This window comes from Bacteroides sp. An51A (assembly GCF_002161565.1).
Classification (GTDB): Bacteria; Bacteroidota; Bacteroidia; order Bacteroidales; family Bacteroidaceae; genus Phocaeicola; species Phocaeicola intestinalis.
This window is the reverse complement of the sequence record NZ_NFIC01000017.1, coordinates 17,526-34,121: the sequence shown is the minus strand read 5'-3', so window position 1 is coordinate 34,121 and position 16,596 is coordinate 17,526. Positions and strand designations below refer to the sequence as shown.

Sequence of the window (16,596 nt, the reverse complement as noted above, 5' to 3'; positions counted from 1 at the left end):
CAATCATTCATACAGCCTGTTCAAAAGTGCCCTTTCAAAGGGGAATGCCCTAAATTGAGTGCTTACTTGAGAAATGGAACAAATCCATAAGGCACTGTGCTGTAAAAGTGAAAGCTTTAGAAACTTCATCATATACAAATTTGTGAATCTCCCCAAGTATTCCTATCTTTGAGGCATGAAAAGAAGAGAAAGATACATGACGCATTTCGTAAACCCGTTTACGGATATCGGCTTCAAGATCATCTTCGGGCAACCTGCCAGCAAGGAACTGCTCATTACCTTGCTGAACGAGCTGCTTGCGGGGGAGCATCACATTGAAGACCTGACGTTCATCGACAAGGAAGACAATTCGGACAACGTAAACGACAGGGGGATTATCTTCGACCTGTATTGCCTGACTTCGGGCGGGGAATACATCATCGTGGAGATGCAGAACCGGTGGCACAGTAATTTTCTGGATCGCACGCTGTATTACGTGTGCCGTGCCATCAGCCGGTTGATAGAACGTCCCATAACGGATGAAGTGGAATTGCCGATCGGCAGGAATGACAACGTAACAGACACGGTGAATGAGACACCGCCCCGCTACGGTGACCGCTATAAACTCTCAACCGTATACGGGATATTCCTGATGAACTTCAAGGAAGGGAAGTTAGAGCCGAAGTTCCGTACGGACACGGTGGTGGCAGACCGTGAGAACGGACGGACGGTGAACCCGCATTTCCGGCAGATATACTTGCAGTTCCCTTACTTCACCAAGCAGTTGGAGGAATGCGAGACATTGTATGACAAACTAATCTATGCACTGAAGAATATGAACGAATGGAACAGAATGCCGGATGCGCTGAAAGAACAGGTGTTCAAGCATCTGGAACGGCTGGCTGCCGTAGCGAACTTGTCGGAAGCGAACCGTGTGGCTTATGATAAGGCAGTAGACCGTTTCTACGTGAGCCGTATTTACGAGGAGGACATGCAGGACCGAGTGGAGAACGCGATGCGGGAAGGAAGAGAAAAAGGAATGCAGGAAGGAAGAGAAGAAGGTATAAAAGAAGGAATAAAAGAAGGAATGGCTAAAAGTAAACTGGAGGATGCACAAAACTTGAAACGTTTAGGCGTTTCTACAGATATCATAGCGAAAGCTACCGGGCTTAGTCCGGAAGAAATCGCATCATTATGATTTAGCGTGTTGAAAGCCAACAAATCCTGCGAGGCATACGGAAGAAAAGCATGGCGCACCGTTTCGGAAAGCCCGATACCCATGCGGGACACATACGGATGCAGGCTCAGGTTGGCGGCTATGCTGAACAACGGAAAGCAGAAGCGCATCTTGCTGTCGCATGTGGAGCCGCCACAGCCTGGACGGTACATGAGCGAGGACAAGGAGATGCTCAGGCAGGTTGATTATTTTTAGGGACTAGGTATCAGGTACTAGTGAACGAGGTTTTAGGATTAGGTACTAGGTAACTAGGTTTTAAATACATTCAGTAAAACTATTCAGAACCTCGTCAACTGGTACCTTGTCAGTAAGCAGTCAAAAAATGGCTATTGATTGAAATGGGTAACTTCGCTGCCAACCAAATTTATAGAATTATGTATAGCAGTGAAGATCTTGAAAGGTTTTACTTTCAGTACCAGACGGAGGCGTTACCCCGTGGAGAATCTCTCCAATCGTTTTGTGTCAAGAACAAAGTCCCTTATAACATTTTCCAGAAATGGTTTAAGGATACCCGCAAAAAAGTAGTTGAAGTTCAGGTTGACGGTGCTCCTGAGATTGCCCATGAGGAAAAGACTAAGACCGGTGAGCAGCCTAAACCTGTATCAAGAAGCAGTGATGAAAATCCCGTCCGCATATGGATTGACATCCGTATCAGTAATGGGTTACACTTGTCCCCAAAGAATTTAAGCTATCAGGATTTAGTCCGGATGATAGAGAAGCTGGAGGGTCTATGCTGAGTGTTACCGGCCTGAATCATTTTTATTATGTGCGTGACTTTACCGACATGCGTTGCAAGCACAGCCGTGTGTTGTCTATCATCCGTGAACGGCTTCACCGTGAACCCTGTGACGGGGATGTCTTTATTGTCATGTCGTGAAATCGAAGAATAGTCCGTATGTTTTCATTTGCCAATCATTCATACAGCCTGTTCAAAAGTGCCCTTTCAAAGGGGAATGCCCTAAATTGAGTGCTTACTTGAGAAATGGTACAAACCCATAAGTCACTGTGCTGTAAAAGTGAAAACTTTAGAAACTTCATCATATACAAATTTGTGAATCTCCCCAAGTATTCCTATCTTTGTAAACAGATAAGTCTGTGAGATTTGTAAATCTTATGTTTTTTAGTTCTTAAGCTGGAATCGAAGAAACGAGGGCTTGCCTGCATCTTTAACTAAAAATTGTCCTTATGCAAAAGAATTCTTATATACGGTTTGATTGGGCCATCAAAAGGCTGTTGAGAGACAAGGCTAATTTCAGCGTGCTGGAAGGATTGCTGACTGTGCTTTTCAATGACAAGACAAAGATTGTAGAAATATTGGAAAGTGAAGGCAACCAGCAACGGGATGATGACAAGTTTAACCGGGTGGACATCAAAGCAAAAAACAGTAAGGGTGAAATTATCATCGTGGAAGTTCAGAATACACGTGAACTTTATTATTTGGAGCGCATTCTATATGGTACAGCCAAAGCTATCACTGAGCATATCTCGTTGGGAGATACGTATCAGGAAGTGAAGAAGGTCTATTCAATCAGTATCCTTTATTTCGATTTGGGAAAGGGTAATGATTATCTGTATCACGGGCAGAACCGTTTTATCGGCGTACATACGAATGATGAACTGCTAATTACAGCAAAAGAGGAAGGTGCTATAATCCAGAAGCTTCCCCAAGAGGTTTTCCCTGAATATTACCTGATACGGGTGAACGAGTTTAACCAAGTGGCAAAAACGCCTTTGGAAGAGTGGGTGAAATATCTTAAAACAGGTATTATTGATCCGGATACAACAGCGCCCGGCTTACCTGAAGCGCGGGAAAAGCTTCGTTATTATGATATGTCGCCAGAAGAACGGCATGAATATGACGAACATGTCAATGCCATCATGATTCAAAATGACGTGCTGAATACAGCAAAATTGGAAGGTCATGCGGAAGGACGTGCGGAAGGACGTGCGGAAGGACGTGCAGAAGGACGTGCAGAAGGACGTATGGAGGAAAAGTTGGAGGTTGCTAAGAACCTCAAGCAATTGGGCATTTCAACGGATGCCATAGCCCAAGCTACCGGACTGAGCTTAGAAGAAATAGAGCACTTATGATGATGAAATAGTGCTACCTATTGCTCTTGTGCAGCCTCGCGTAAGCAGTCAAAAAAAGGCTATTAATTGAAAGGAATAACTTTGCTGCGAACTAAAATTAAAAGATTATGTATAGCAGTGAAGATCTTGAAAGGTTTTACTTTCAGTACCAGACCGAGGCTTTGCCTCATGGAGAATCTCTCCAATCGTTTTGTGTCAAGAACAAAGTCCCTTATAACATTTTCCAGAAATGGTTTAAGGATACCCGCAAAAAAGTAGTTGAGATTCAGGTTGACGGTGCTCCTGAGATTACCCATGAAGAAAAGACTAAAATTGGTGACCGGCCTAAACCTGTATCAAGAAGCGGTAATGACAATCCCGTCCGCATATGGATAGACATCCGTATCAGTAATGGATTGCACTTGTCCCAAAAGAATTTAAGCTATCAGGATTTAGTCCGGATGATAGAGAAGCTGGAGGGTCTATGCTGAGTGTTACCGGCCTGAATCATTTTTATTATGTGCGTGACTTTACCGACATGCGTTGCAAGCACAGCCGTGTGTTGTCTATCATCCGTGAACGGCTTCACCGTGAACCCTGTGACGGGGATGTCTTTATTGTCATGTCGTGAAATCGAAGAATAGTCCGTATGTTTTCATTTGCCAATCATTCATACAGCCTGTTCAAAAGTGCCCTTTCAAAGGGGAATGCCCTAAATTGAGTGCTTACTTGAGAAATGTACAAACCCATAAGGCACTGTGCTGTAAAAGTGAAAGCTTTAGAAACTTCATCATATACAAATTTGTGCCCATATGCAACATATAGGTTCAACAAAATAATAGCGACTGAAACTATTAGGTTCATAGTGACAGTCGCTATTGTTGTATATAAAGGTTTAAAACTTGTAGTTTATCGAATGCTTACACTTTATTGAGTCAAGGTATATCTGTGTAGTCGTTTCCGAATCGTGTCCGAGTCCTTCGCTGATGACCGACAACGGAACATCTTTGCCACGCGCTATGGTAGCCCAGCTATGGCGGGTATAGTACAGAGATAATGTCAAAGACAACCCTATCAAACGCGCTATGTCTTTCAGGTGCCGGTTGATTTTCCTCATCTGGCTTTGATACTGCCTGCGTTCACTCCCGTCTTCACGAGAGATAATTGGCAAAAGATAGCTGGTGCCGACATACCTATATTTATCGAAAATGTCCTGCATCTGCCCTGTCCATTCCATTGTCAACAACTGCCCTGTCTTTTTCCGCCGGAAAGACAAGCAACCGTTACTCAGGTCTGTTTTTTTCAAGTACGCCATGTCGATGAAGGACATTCCGCGCGTGCAGAAACTGAAGATAAACATATCTCTGGCAAAATCCAGATTGGGATTCCGTGACAGATCCAGTTCTTTTATCTTTCGTATCTCTTCAATCACGATACATCTTTTCACAGTCTTATCCATGCCGCAATAAACATGCCTGAACGGAGGCTTAAAAAATTTGACTCACAAACCTGTCATCAGATGTAACAGCGATGAAATAACCGCTTGCAAACAGAAAATGTAATTTTTTGGATATAAACTATTTAATAAACATGAATTGCCTTATCATCCCTTCTATAAAAGCTATATGGCATCTTTTTTGAGCATCAAACTGACAGCATAATCATCTTACAGCACAATCTATCCAAAGATTAGTTTAATTGACATTTATACTGATTGTCATACAAATCCTACCAGCAAGAAACACCACATTTCTTTAGGTTAGACACTCTGGTTTTAACATTTTTCCATGACTTCCAGATACACATGCGCGTTCGTCCTAACCATTCATTGGTTTCAATACAAAGACGTTTTGTACAAAGCGATAATAGGCAATCCATCCTCTTAGGTAACCTTTGAATATGAATATCCTCAATTCCCCAAAATCGGGAATAAGAAGCATTTTATGGTAAACTTCTTCAAGTATCCTTGCTTTTACCGCTGTTGAAGTATAGTTTCATTTGGAAGGGAGTAATTGGGCTAAATGCGGATATTCATTAAAAAAAGTCATCTCAAAAAGACTTTGAGATGACTTTTTACTGTTTGCTTTTTGTTGTATTCAAGTCAAAAAGAATCTTCTTTACTTTTTCAGGTAAGAAGCCAATTCGGCGGGAGTCACGTTTTTCGCCACAATCACCCCTTTGCTGTCCACCAGATAATTGGTGAAACCCTGCTTGAGGTCAAACGCGCGAAATGCCTCCGAATCGGAACCGTTCGTTTCCACAAAGCAGCGGACATCCTCTAGTCCATCCTGCTCTACCGTTGCATGGAATACCGATGCATAGCGGTCGAAGGAAACAGAGAGCATTTCCACTTGGCCCGTCTCGCCGGCCAAATGCGCCAATGCGGCATTGTTTTGCCTGGACACCGCATCGTAACTTGCCCAGAAGCTCAACAACGTATACCCTTCACGGGCGGAGTGCAGGTCGAGCGGCTGCACGGTGTCGCAAAGAACCAACGCAGGAATCTTGTCACCTTCCCGCAACTTCTCTGCATGAACATTCTCATTGCTGAACGCAAGAGAAATCAAAGAACTGAATACTAATACAACAAAAAACCATTTTACATTTTTAGTCATGTAATTTGATTTTAGTTAATACTATCCGGGACTGTCGTTCTACAGTGATTTCTTCCCGGAACATCGTTGGATAGAAAGCGTAACATTTGTGCCACTACTTCCCATTTTCGTTTTGAAATCGCTGCAAAGATAGGCATTTTAGGCTTTCATTGTATCTAAAAATAAGAAAAATTATGTTTTTCAGCATAAAATCCATCTCTCTTATGCTTGGTATTATCGTTTCTTTTTCGCATATTTATGGCATCCAATCGGGTTTTACAATCATTCATAAAAATAAGGATACGGATTATGAAACGTTTTCTTTTCCTGTTAGGCTTACTCTTGAATGCCGTGTGGCTGCCGGCACAAGACACTTACCGTTATTTGGAACTGGTAAACGATACGGCCAAGAGACAAGAGATAAGACAATTTCTTACACGTACGCTTTCACCCCATACACAGGTTTGCTACCTGCATTACGCTGCATGGGGAGATTATTTCCGGATGTGGGGATTGCAGGAAAATGGGCATCGGAAGCAAGCCACACTTTATGCGATAAAGGGAAATGGCTTTTCTGCTCCCGATTCCACCTTTCGTAAGCACAAGGTTACGGTCTCCCTCTCTGTATGCCAAGCCGTGCAACGTCTTTTCAAGAAGGCTATCCGGCTGGCGGAAGATACAGATTTCAACACAATGGGACTGGATGGCTACACATGTTATTTTGCGATACCCGATTCTGCGGACGCGTTTCATCTGACACAAATATGGGCACCTTTAACAGACTGTTCCTTTTGCCGGAAGCTGGTCGATTGGAGTGATTCTGTATTCCAACGTATCATGCATCACGAAACAGACTGGGAACAGACAAAGCATACAGCCAACCGGTTATGGGAAGAAATACAGGATGACCCGCTCCCAGAAGACCGTTTTCCTGCCTGGCACGGTATCTGGGAAAGAGGCTTGCTGACTCCCCGCGAAACGTTGGGCGATACGGCTCGTTTTGCCGGATATCCCACGATAGAAGCCTATTGTTACGATAACATGATTTATCCGGAAGAAATGCTGAAGCAAGGCAAGGGAGGCTATGCATTCTGCCAGCTTGACTTGGACACCTTGGGAATTGCCACAAACATCCTGACGATACAAAGCAGCCATGAGTCTTTTGCGGAGGAGGTGACACGTCTGCTCAAGCAAATGCCGCATGCTCTTCCGGCACTTGACAAACAAGGAAAGCCTGTCTCCTGCACGTATGGCATTTATGTGCAGTTCCGCCCTTATCGTTACCAGCGCCGTCTGAAAGAAAAACAGGAATGGAAAGCCCGTGCCGACTCGATGTTTGTCGATTATGATTCGTCTGCCAGTTTTCCGGGAGGCATGTATAAGCTGCAACAATACTTCAAGCAGAACCTGATTGAAGTTTATGGACAGGGCAATGCTTCAGGGGTACGAGGTGTTTACCGTTTCAAGATTACGGATTATGGTTATCCGGAAGAGGTAAAGGTGCTTCATCCCGGACCTTTCCCCGACTTTGACGAACAGGTGTTGCGCTTCATCCGGAAAATGCCGCGCTGGACTCCTGCCGTAGACTGGCATGCCTCTCCTTATACGTTTAAAGATTGTATCTGTACACTTCCGGTTCAGCTTCCATCCCGTCAGGTAAAGAAATGAACTTAGAAGCTGTTTTGAATTTCTCCAAAAAGTTTTTCTTGGCTTGATGTATCCGTTTTCGTGTGTGCTTTGGGCGATTTTTTGGTCCTTTTCGCTCCTGTTCTTCGTCAGATAGCCCGCTATCTTCCTCATCACAGAAGCGAAAATGCCTCAAAAACTCATCCCAAATCATCACACGATAAATCCAAAACAGCTTCTTATACTCGTCAGCTAATGCACTTATGTCCATCAGCCGGCGCACCTATGTGCACAAGCCAACGGACATAAGTGCATCTTAAAACGGCAAATGCCCACAAATTACCCACAAATTGATGCACTTGCCTAGTTTTCCAATCCGAAATCCGGCTCCGTATCAAAATAATCATGTATATTTGCAAAGAATAACAGTTTGAATAAATAAGCATGGACAGTACGAACACAGAACTCATCTTAATACGCATCAGCGGACTGGACCGTCCGGGACTGACGGCTTCCATTACCGAAATACTTTCGCGTTACGAAGTGGATATCATGGATATCGGACAGGCAGATATCCATAGTACGCTATCGCTGGGCATTCTTTTCAAATGCCGCGAAACAGATTCGGGCAACGTGATGAAGGACTTGCTGTTCAAAGCCTCCGAACTGGGCATTAACATCCGTTTTTATCCCATTTCGACGGAGGAATACGAGGAATGGGTCAACATGCAAGGCAAGAACCGCTACATCCTGACTTTGTTGGGGCGTAAGCTGACCGCCCAGCAGATAGCTGGAGCCACGGAAATCCTTGCCGCACAGGGGTTGAACATCGATGCCATCCGACGGTTGACGGGCCGTATTCCCTTAGATGAGCAAAAAGCGCGGGTACGTGCCTGTATTGAGTTTTCCGTACGAGGGACTCCCCATGACACCGAAGAACTGCAAAGCCAACTGATGAAGCTGAGCAACCAGCTGGAGATGGACTTCTCCTTCCAAAAGGATACGATGTACCGCCGGATGCGCCGCCTGATATGCTTCGATATGGACTCTACACTCATCAAAACCGAAGTGATAGACGAACTGGCGGAACGTGCAGGCGTAGGCGAACAGGTACGCGCCATTACCGAACGGGCGATGCGTGGCGAAATTGATTTCCGCGAAAGCTTTACAGAACGCGTGGCACTTCTCAAGGGATTGGATGAAAGTGTAATGAGGGATATTGCCGAACACCTGCCCATCACCGAAGGGGTAGAACGGCTGATGTACGTATTGAAGAAATACGGTTATAAAATTGCGATTCTTTCCGGAGGGTTCACTTATTTCGGCAACTACCTGAAAGAGAAATTCGGCATCGACTACGTATATGCCAATAACCTGGAAATCGTAGACGGAAAACTGACCGGACGCTATGTAGGCGACATAGTAGACGGAAAGCGAAAAGCGGAGTTGTTGCAGCTGATAGCACAGGTAGAAAACGTCGACATCGCACAGACTATCGCCGTGGGTGACGGAGCCAACGACCTGCCGATGCTGTCGATAGCAGGTCTGGGTATTGCCTTCCACGCCAAACCCAAAGTAAAAGCGAATGCACGTCAGTCCATCAATACCATCGGACTGGATGGTGTGCTGTATTTCCTAGGATTTAAAGACTCATACCTAGACGAACGTGCCAACAGTTGAATATAATAGAAACGATATATATGAAGTTTACTGAACTGAATTTGGAAGAGAGTGTCTTGGATGCACTCGATGCGATGAACTTTAAAGAATGTACTCCGGTGCAGGAACAGACCATCCCTGTCATTTTAGAAGGTAGAGACCTGATAGGCGTGGCGCAAACGGGTACAGGCAAAACCGCAGCTTATTTGTTGCCCGTCATCAACCAGCTGAGCAAGGGAGGATATCCTGCCGATGCCATCAATTGTGTGATTATGGCACCCACCCGTGAACTGGCACAGCAAATCGACCAGCAGATGGAAGGCTTTTCTTATTTTATGCCTGTCTCCAGTGTAGCCATTTATGGAGGTAATGATGGGGTACGGTTCGAACAGGAGAAGAAAGGATTGACACTGGGAGCCGATGTCGTAATTGCTACTCCGGGACGTCTCATCAGTCATTTGAGTCTGGGGTACGTCGATTTGTCGAAAGTCTCCTTTTTTATACTTGACGAAGCCGACCGGATGTTGGATATGGGTTTTTCGGATGACATTATGCAGATTGTGAAATACCTGCCCAAGGAAAGACAGACAATCATGTTCTCCGCCACGATGCCAGCCAAGATACAGCAACTGGCACAAAGCATCCTGCATGACCCTGCGGAAGTAAAACTTGCTGTATCAAAGCCTGCCGACAAAATTATTCAGGCGGCATACGTTTGCTACGAAGCGCAAAAGTTAGGCATCATCGAAAGCCTGTTCAAGCAACAGGAACCGGAACGGGTCATCATTTTCGCCTCTTCAAAACTGAAAGTGAAAGAGGTAGCCAAGGCATTGAAGCGACTCAAGTTGAATGTGGGCGAGATGCACTCCGACCTTGAACAAAGCCAACGCGACGAGATTATGCACGAGTTCCGCAACGGACGCATCAATATGCTGGTAGCCACCGATATTGTGGCACGAGGCATTGACATCGATGATATCCGTTTGGTTATAAATTACGATGTGCCTCATGACAGCGAAGACTATGTGCACCGTATCGGACGTACGGCACGCGCCAACAATGACGGATGTGCCATTACGTTTGTCAGTGAAAATGAACAAACCCGCTTCAAACAGATAGAGGATTTCTTAGGGAAAGAGATTTATAAACTGCCTGTCCCAGCCGAATTGGGCGAAGCTCCCGTTTATGCCCCGCACACCAGCAGCCGGAACAAACCCGGAAACAAAAGAAAGGGAGGTTGGAAAAAACGCTCGTTCAACAACCGGCGGCCGCAAAAGAAAGGCGGAGGGAAATAATCCCCTGACGCGCCTCCTTAGCTTTTTAATTTATAAGTACTTTTTCAGATAAAGAACTTACAGTTTAGAGCCTGTTTAAATTTTGCTCAAGTTAATTTTGCGAATAAAATCGGGGAAACAGACCGGAAACAAACGCAAAAGAACCTGATAGAATATTACTTTATTGGAAAATTTAAACAGGCTCTTATTTTATCATTGGGATATGAGACATAAGATAGCATGTGTGAACGACGAAATAATAATTATTCCACATGCTATTTTCACATATTCTCTTCTGTAAACAAGAACAAGGAACTTGGTTGAAACAAGTGTTCTACCATGCCCCTTGTTTATCTTGCTACCCCAGGCAAGCAATTACTCAACAGTAACTGCCGTTCCGCTAGCCGTAACCATTAACATTGAACCATTCACGGTTTCATAATCCAAGTCAACTCCTATGACTGCATTCGCACCCATATTTTGAGCCTGTTCCTGCATTTCACGTAATGCAGTGTCTTTGGCCTCACGGAGCACCTTCTCATAAGAGCCGCTGCGTCCACCCACAATGTCACGAATACTGGCAAAAATGTCACGGAACACATTGGCACCAATAATGGTTTCGCCCGAGACGATTCCAAAATATCGGGTAACACGTTTACCCTCAACAATGTTTGTAGTTGTCAATAACATAAATTTCAAATTTTATTTGATAATCAGAAGTGGCGTGTTCGAATGGAATAGCATCTTGCGCGCTATGCTCGGATTGAACAGGCGGGCAAAGATGTTCCGCTTGTAATTGGACGTGCAAATAACATCAATCCGATTTTCCTGCACAAATCGGTCTAAATTATCCAGCAGATATTCTTCATCAACACTCAGATAGTTAAACTCAATGTCCGGATATTGTTTCTTGAAATATTCCTTAATTCCGGCAAGGGTAATTTCATTCCATTTCCGCTTCTCCTCGTGCGAATTAATGTGTATGAAAGTTACCTCAAACTGGTTATCCTTGAACGTTGTAATCAGCGAATCAAAAGCTATCAGGTCACGCTGGTCAAAACTCGTAAACAAAGCCACCTTGTGAATGTCTTCTATCGGTTTCGATGGAGCACGTTCTGGAATGGCATATACAAACGTCGGGCTGCGTTCAATAACTTCCGCCGTTACGCTGCCTATCAATTCCAGGTCTTTCTGGTGCTCGCCCCGCGTTCCCATCACAATGATAAGCGGCCTTTCGTGACGCGCATAGCTTAATATCTCCTCCTCCGGGATTCCTTCACGCAAGATACAAGTATATTTCACCCTCGGGCAAGTACCCTCTTCCATCTTCTTGTCAATGTCCTGAGTCAGTTTATTAATCTTTTGGTGAACATCTTCCAGCATACTCTTTATCGAAGGAATGTTTTCGACAGCAGGCACATCGAAATGGTCGGTAGCATACTGTAAACTAGGCATATAAATAGGCGTAAAATGTACGTGAAGCAACACGACTTCCGCCTGCATCCGTTCAGCCAGATGGAAACCGAACTCACAGGCTTTCAACGAATAGTCTGAAAAGTCTACCGGAATCAGCACTTGCGGTGAACCTACAGGTTTAGGTGATTCCTCATGCAAGATTTCAGACGAAAGCCACGAAGAACTTTCAATGACCTTCAATGCCTTGGGCAAATCACTCTCTTTGATGCGTACCCTCACGCCGGCAGATATGACCGGCTGAATCAGATTGACATTGTGAATGTATGACTCTATGCCTTCGTTTTCCAATACGGACTGAAGGATTTGAGCTTTCGAGTACGTCAGAATAGCTAATGTAACAAGTTTATCTTCCATAACTCAAAATTTAATAGTTTATAAAAAACTCACCACAGATGCACTAAGAAATTCCGTTTCCATCCGTGCAATCTGTGGTGAACACTCTTTTCAGGCATCCTGTTGCTCTCTCAAAATAGCAAGAGCCTTGTCAAGTACAGTCGTGTCATCCAACATTACCAGCCCTCCATCCGGCCCCGGCTCCAAATGGATGCCCACGCTTTTACCGTCTTTAAAATTATGTCCTCCAAAGAAATTACGCACCGTTTCCACACTTAGGTTCAGCTCATCGGCTATACGGTGCATACTCCCGCTTGGCAGTGAATCCTTGATTTTACGAAGTTCATTAAAAGTTATCGTTCTGTTCATAGTAGTCAAAATTTTAAAGTTAGACAAATCATTTAGTTAATTCACGATATAAATGTAATAAAATTATATGAAACAGCAAATATTTTTCTCCATTTTTTCTCCCGGAAAGAAAATTTATACTTCCTGCAGCATTAATTTATGCATTTTTGTCGCTTGTCACATTTGTCAAGCCGGATTTGTGCCCGTACACTTTATATCCATCAGCTTTTTTTCCAAGCCAAACCAGAACATCAGTTTAGTCCGATAATCCAAGCCACATGGCTGCCTTGCTTGTAAGATTATTAATCTTCACGCCGAAAGATTATTAATCTTACAGCCTGAAGATTAATAATCTTACAAACGATGCAGCTATATTGCGGAGAAAACAAAGCTTGCTTGTCATGCCGGATATGTAATCCGGCGTAATTGAAGAAGCGGATTTATAATCCAGCGTGACACTGGCAACAGGGCTGGCAACAGGAGTGATACCGACAGTGTATATTTCATTAAAATGCACAATTCACACCGCTCAAAGTATATCAAAAATGGAGACCCTTAGACAGCACCATACCGCCCACTACGATGTACAGACAAGTAATAAGCAGTGCTGTATAGAACATACGGATGTCATCCACTTCAAAACCGGTGGCTGTATATTGCCCCGAAATATACTTGGGACATTCGAAATACCTGCAAGCAACAAAACGATAAGCCGCATAAACAATGACGGCAATCACGCTTCCAGCCAAGGCACCGCACAGCACATCGCCCGGATAATGCACGCCCAGATAAATGCGTGAATAGGAAGGAACCGCAGCCCACAGAAACATCACACACGTAAGCCAACGATTGCGAATCAATAATGAAATGAACGTAGCGAAAGCAAATGTGTTGGCTGCATGGCTGGAAATAAAGCCGTATTGTCCTCCCCGATAACCATTCACCACATCCACCAAGTACATCAGATTGGGATCCTGAGCTGGACGGAAACGATGAAAATAAGGTTTGCACAGACCGGAAGCAAACTGGTCGGCACATGTGATAACCACAGCCACCATCACAACGATAAACAGAGCATGAAGCAACTTAGTGTTTTTAAAGATGATATAAATCAACACAATAGCTGCCAGCAGCCAGGTTTTCGTGTCGGATACCACCCACATCACCCCGTCCCAAAACAACGAACCGCTTCCGTTCAGTGCCAAAAGCAGCTGTTGGTCGACTTCAATAAGTTGCTGTATGTCCATAATCAATCACTTCATGCATAAATCACAGGGACACGCCTATGCCGTGCTCTCCATCAATGCTATCCCGCAAATCCGAAAAAGACAGTGTTCCCTGTGCCCGGTTTCAGATTCAATTTTCATATCACTTCGATAGAAGTTGTGGGAAGCCAGCCTTCCTTACCATCTTCCAGCCGGATTTCCTTCCACCCTTTCATCGAATTGTCTTCAATATATACTTTCGTACCTTCGTGCAGCACGAACAAATCGGTACCACTTTCGTTAGGCGTACTTTTTACGGTTATCGTTGGTTCCATCACAATGGCACTCTTGCGGTCTATTACCTTGTTTTTTTGCCCACCAGCAAAAATATTAGCGCACACACATACGACAAGGAACAGCACGGCAGCAATGAAGCCTACTTTCTTCAATATCAAACGATTGCCAAAAATGTACAGTGCCAACCCAGCCAACAAAAGCAAGAAAGCAACAATACCTGTTGTACCCCATTCTTTTTCGCTCATCAAGTTGGTGATGTTTTTCATCCACGTCACGATGAACACTTCACTGGTAGGAGTTATCTGGTCAACAGTCTTACTACGCGCCAAATCAAGATTGAAACGGATGTCGGCATCTCCTGGATTCAGCAACAATGCCCGTTCATAGTTCAGCACCGCTTTGGCTATGTTTTTCGTCTTGTAATAACTGTTGCCCAAGTTGTAATACAGAGCTGCCGACTCACCTTCATCAGCCAATACCGACTCGTATATCTTGATGGCATCTTCAAACTTGTTTTCCTGATAAGCCTTGTCGCCTTCCACTTTCGTGGCTGCAACAGCCAATTGCATTGCGCCTATCAAAAAAACGAACAATATAGACAGTTTTTTCATATCCGGTTTCTCCTTAATTAATTTAATGTTTGATACTGTTCTCCATCTTACCGATGGCATCCACCGAAGTGGCATACACTTTGTCCATTGCCTCGTTCTCATCACCGGGTGCATAGCGGGCGAACTCGCATTCATTCAAGGCATTGATGAATGTCTTTGTCACGTCTTCGGCCACTCCGTGCTTGGTCAGTTCTGCTTCAATGTTATCTTTTGAGAGTTGCGAGACCGGAATACTCAACTTATCGCTGATATATCCCCACAAAGCTTTCAACACTTCATCGTAAAACTCATTTTTCTTATTCTCTGCCAACAACTTTCCTGCCAACTTCATGCGCTTAGTGGCTACTTTGTTAGCTTTCTTGGTCTTCACCTTTGCTACATTGGCGTTCTCGGCCGCCTGCTTGCGGAAGAAAACGACCAGTGCTACAAACACAATAAACGGAATAAGATAACCCAGCCAATATCCCATAGTACCGAAAAAGACTTCGCCTTTCGGGGTAAGTGTCGTATCGCCCAGCTTGATGAAACGTACATCCTGTCCCAATACCTTTACGTTTTCCTTATTAGTAAAGTCAGCTATCACCTGGTCGGCATTACCTTTACCTTTTTCCACCTTCAAATCGTATGCCTCAGTTTTCAAGGTCTTATACGACTGACTCTTTAAGTCAAAATAAACAAATTCCACCGGAGGAATAGTAAAATTGCCGGCATGACGCGGAATAGCAAGATACTCAATAGTTTGCGTACCAGACAATCCTGCACGCGAGACATCGAAATTGTTGGTCACTTTCGGATCATATACTTCAAAATCTTCGGGGAATTTCACTTCCGGACTGGTGATAAGCTTCATATTGCCTGCTCCCTTGATGGTAAGCTTGATGGTCACAGCATCATTGGTCTTCACTTCTTTCGCGTTGATAGAAGATGTCATTGTAAACTCTCCTACTCCTCCTGAAAAGTTCGCTGGCTTAACAGGAAGAGGTTTAACGTTGATGACCACTTTCGGAGCCACAATTTTTTTCTTCACTTCAATATATCCTCCTCCATTGAAGAACGCATCAAAGGGATCATCCGAAATGGTCTGCTGAGCCACGACTCCATCAAAAGTGACAGCAGGAATCTCCAGCTTGCCTGTCTGTTGCGGGAATAAGACATATTGACGCCAAATGATTGTGTTGTAATTACGTCCATTATAGTGCTCCATCGAATATTGCTTCTGCTGGGGCAGTTGGATTTCCTGCATCTGGAAACCCTTCATATCCGGCATGTCCTCCATCAGCTGGCGCAAATTTACCGACGTATAGACTTTATAAGTCAACAAGATAGCTTCTTGCTCATAGACAGTGGTCTTTGATGCAGTAGCTGTAATGAACAAGTCTTTATCGGTGATTCTGCTTCCGGCTAGCTGTCCGCGCGACGATGACGAACCGCCTCCTCCCTGATTAGCCTGCGAATTGCCAGCCGTCTGGTCGGGCGGGAGCACCTTGATGGTGAGCGCATTCGAAAACACTTTTTCCCCGTCCACCTCAATGCTGGCAGCCGGAATGGTATATGTACCTTCCTTGCCTGCCATCAAGATGTAAGTATATGTGATGGAACTGCTCGAAGACACCTTTCCGTTAATGATTTGCGTACTGGACTGTTGCGAACGAGTAGGTCCCATCAACACATCAAATCCTTTGATGGATGGAGCCAGAAAATCTTTCACTTTTTGTGTATTTACTGTAAATGTCAGTCGGAACTGGTCGCCACTTACCACAACTTCTGGTGCGTTGGCAGTAAGCGTTGCTCCATTCTTTGCCTGCATCGGCAAAGCCGCAATGACTAACAGTAGTAAGAAGATAAGTTTTCTCATTGTGTATTATTGTTTTATTTACAGTTGGCTAA

The 16,596-nt window shown here is 44.4% G+C and carries 19 protein-coding genes; 10 read left to right on the top strand and 9 right to left on the bottom strand.

Annotation, left to right across the window (positions count from 1 at the left end; translation table 11 throughout):
* Positions 1-196 precede the first annotated feature (196 nt).
* The 7 genes from B5G04_RS18780 (at position 197) to B5G04_RS20170 (ending at position 3,917) form a co-directional block, all read left to right on the top strand.
* Positions 197-1,177 (top strand): PD-(D/E)XK nuclease family transposase, encoded by a 981-nt coding sequence (locus B5G04_RS18780; RefSeq protein ID WP_087398328.1) that lies wholly within the window; start codon positions 197-199, stop codon positions 1,175-1,177.
* A gap of 9 nt (positions 1,178-1,186) precedes the next feature.
* Entirely contained in the window at positions 1,187-1,411 is a 225-nt protein-coding gene (locus B5G04_RS19525) for a hypothetical protein (RefSeq protein ID WP_087250596.1), read from the top strand.
* Positions 1,412-1,590: 179 nt separating this feature from the next.
* A complete protein-coding gene (locus B5G04_RS20295; RefSeq protein ID WP_204247039.1) occupies positions 1,591-1,953 on the top strand; it encodes a hypothetical protein in 363 nt (120 codons plus the stop codon).
* Positions 1,947-2,093 carry a transposase gene (locus B5G04_RS20175; protein ID WP_140400238.1) on the top strand — a complete coding sequence of 49 codons (147 nt, stop codon included), beginning with the start codon at positions 1,947-1,949 and terminating at the stop codon, positions 2,091-2,093. The genes B5G04_RS20295 and B5G04_RS20175 overlap by 7 nt, the downstream gene beginning before the upstream one ends.
* 308 nt (positions 2,094-2,401) lie before the next feature.
* Positions 2,402-3,307, top strand: coding sequence for an Rpn family recombination-promoting nuclease/putative transposase (locus B5G04_RS18770; protein WP_087398327.1), 906 nt, complete (start codon positions 2,402-2,404; stop codon positions 3,305-3,307).
* A gap of 107 nt (positions 3,308-3,414) precedes the next feature.
* Positions 3,415-3,777, top strand: a complete 363-nt coding sequence (locus B5G04_RS20290) for a hypothetical protein (RefSeq protein ID WP_204247038.1) — start codon at positions 3,415-3,417, stop codon at positions 3,775-3,777.
* Positions 3,771-3,917: a transposase gene (locus tag B5G04_RS20170; RefSeq protein WP_140400238.1), complete on the top strand. Its 147-nt coding sequence runs from the start codon at positions 3,771-3,773 to the stop codon at positions 3,915-3,917. The genes B5G04_RS20290 and B5G04_RS20170 overlap by 7 nt, the downstream gene beginning before the upstream one ends.
* Positions 3,918-4,181: 264 nt before the next feature.
* Here the strand turns inward: B5G04_RS20170 and B5G04_RS18755 are convergent, their stop codons facing one another.
* Together B5G04_RS18755 and B5G04_RS18745 are read right to left on the bottom strand one after the other, a co-directional pair.
* Positions 4,182-4,733 carry a site-specific integrase gene (locus B5G04_RS18755; protein WP_239414155.1) on the bottom strand — a complete coding sequence of 184 codons (552 nt, stop codon included), beginning with the start codon at positions 4,731-4,733 and terminating at the stop codon, positions 4,182-4,184.
* 670 nt (positions 4,734-5,403) lie between these two features.
* Complete coding sequence (locus tag B5G04_RS18745; protein ID WP_087247721.1) at positions 5,404-5,901, bottom strand: thioredoxin family protein; 498 nt, start codon at positions 5,899-5,901, stop codon at positions 5,404-5,406.
* A 288-nt stretch (positions 5,902-6,189) separates the two neighbouring features.
* On the opposite strand from B5G04_RS18745, the gene B5G04_RS18740 reads away from it, so the two are divergent.
* Positions 6,190-7,548, top strand: coding sequence for an energy transducer TonB (locus tag B5G04_RS18740; RefSeq protein WP_158100144.1), 1,359 nt, complete (start codon positions 6,190-6,192; stop codon positions 7,546-7,548).
* Here the strand turns inward: B5G04_RS18740 and B5G04_RS19510 are convergent.
* Positions 7,490-7,777 (bottom strand): hypothetical protein, encoded by a 288-nt coding sequence (locus B5G04_RS19510; protein WP_143270495.1) that lies wholly within the window; start codon positions 7,775-7,777, stop codon positions 7,490-7,492. The genes B5G04_RS18740 and B5G04_RS19510 overlap by 59 nt on opposite strands.
* Before the next feature lie 173 nt (positions 7,778-7,950).
* Here B5G04_RS19510 and serB point away from each other — a divergent pair, with 173 nt between their 5' ends.
* On the top strand, positions 7,951-9,186 hold the full coding sequence (gene serB, locus B5G04_RS18735) for a phosphoserine phosphatase SerB (protein WP_022040024.1): 1,236 nt from the start codon (positions 7,951-7,953) through the stop codon (positions 9,184-9,186).
* A gap of 20 nt (positions 9,187-9,206) precedes the next feature.
* Positions 9,207-10,460, top strand: coding sequence for a DEAD/DEAH box helicase (locus tag B5G04_RS18730; RefSeq protein ID WP_087209984.1), 1,254 nt, complete (start codon positions 9,207-9,209; stop codon positions 10,458-10,460).
* Between the two features lie 354 nt (positions 10,461-10,814).
* On the opposite strand, the gene B5G04_RS18725 is transcribed toward B5G04_RS18730, so the two are convergent.
* The 6 genes from B5G04_RS18725 to B5G04_RS18700 all read right to left on the bottom strand — a co-directional run bounded on the left by B5G04_RS18725 (position 10,815) and on the right by B5G04_RS18700 (position 16,564).
* Positions 10,815-11,129, bottom strand: a complete 315-nt coding sequence (locus B5G04_RS18725; RefSeq protein WP_022040022.1) for a YbjQ family protein — start codon at positions 11,127-11,129, stop codon at positions 10,815-10,817.
* Between the two features lie 12 nt (positions 11,130-11,141).
* Complete coding sequence (locus B5G04_RS18720) at positions 11,142-12,269, bottom strand: universal stress protein (protein ID WP_087209980.1); 1,128 nt, start codon at positions 12,267-12,269, stop codon at positions 11,142-11,144.
* 90 nt (positions 12,270-12,359) lie between these two features.
* Positions 12,360-12,617 (bottom strand): hypothetical protein, encoded by a 258-nt coding sequence (locus B5G04_RS18715; RefSeq protein WP_022040020.1) that lies wholly within the window; start codon positions 12,615-12,617, stop codon positions 12,360-12,362.
* Positions 12,618-13,135: 518 nt separating this feature from the next.
* Positions 13,136-13,843 (bottom strand): phosphatase PAP2 family protein, encoded by a 708-nt coding sequence (locus tag B5G04_RS18710; RefSeq protein ID WP_022040018.1) that lies wholly within the window; start codon positions 13,841-13,843, stop codon positions 13,136-13,138.
* A 116-nt stretch (positions 13,844-13,959) separates the two neighbouring features.
* Positions 13,960-14,709, bottom strand: a complete 750-nt coding sequence (locus B5G04_RS18705; RefSeq protein WP_087209974.1) for a tetratricopeptide repeat protein — start codon at positions 14,707-14,709, stop codon at positions 13,960-13,962.
* 22 nt (positions 14,710-14,731) lie between these two features.
* A complete protein-coding gene (locus B5G04_RS18700; protein WP_087398323.1) occupies positions 14,732-16,564 on the bottom strand; it encodes a BatD family protein in 1,833 nt (610 codons plus the stop codon).
* Positions 16,565-16,596 lie beyond the last annotated feature (32 nt).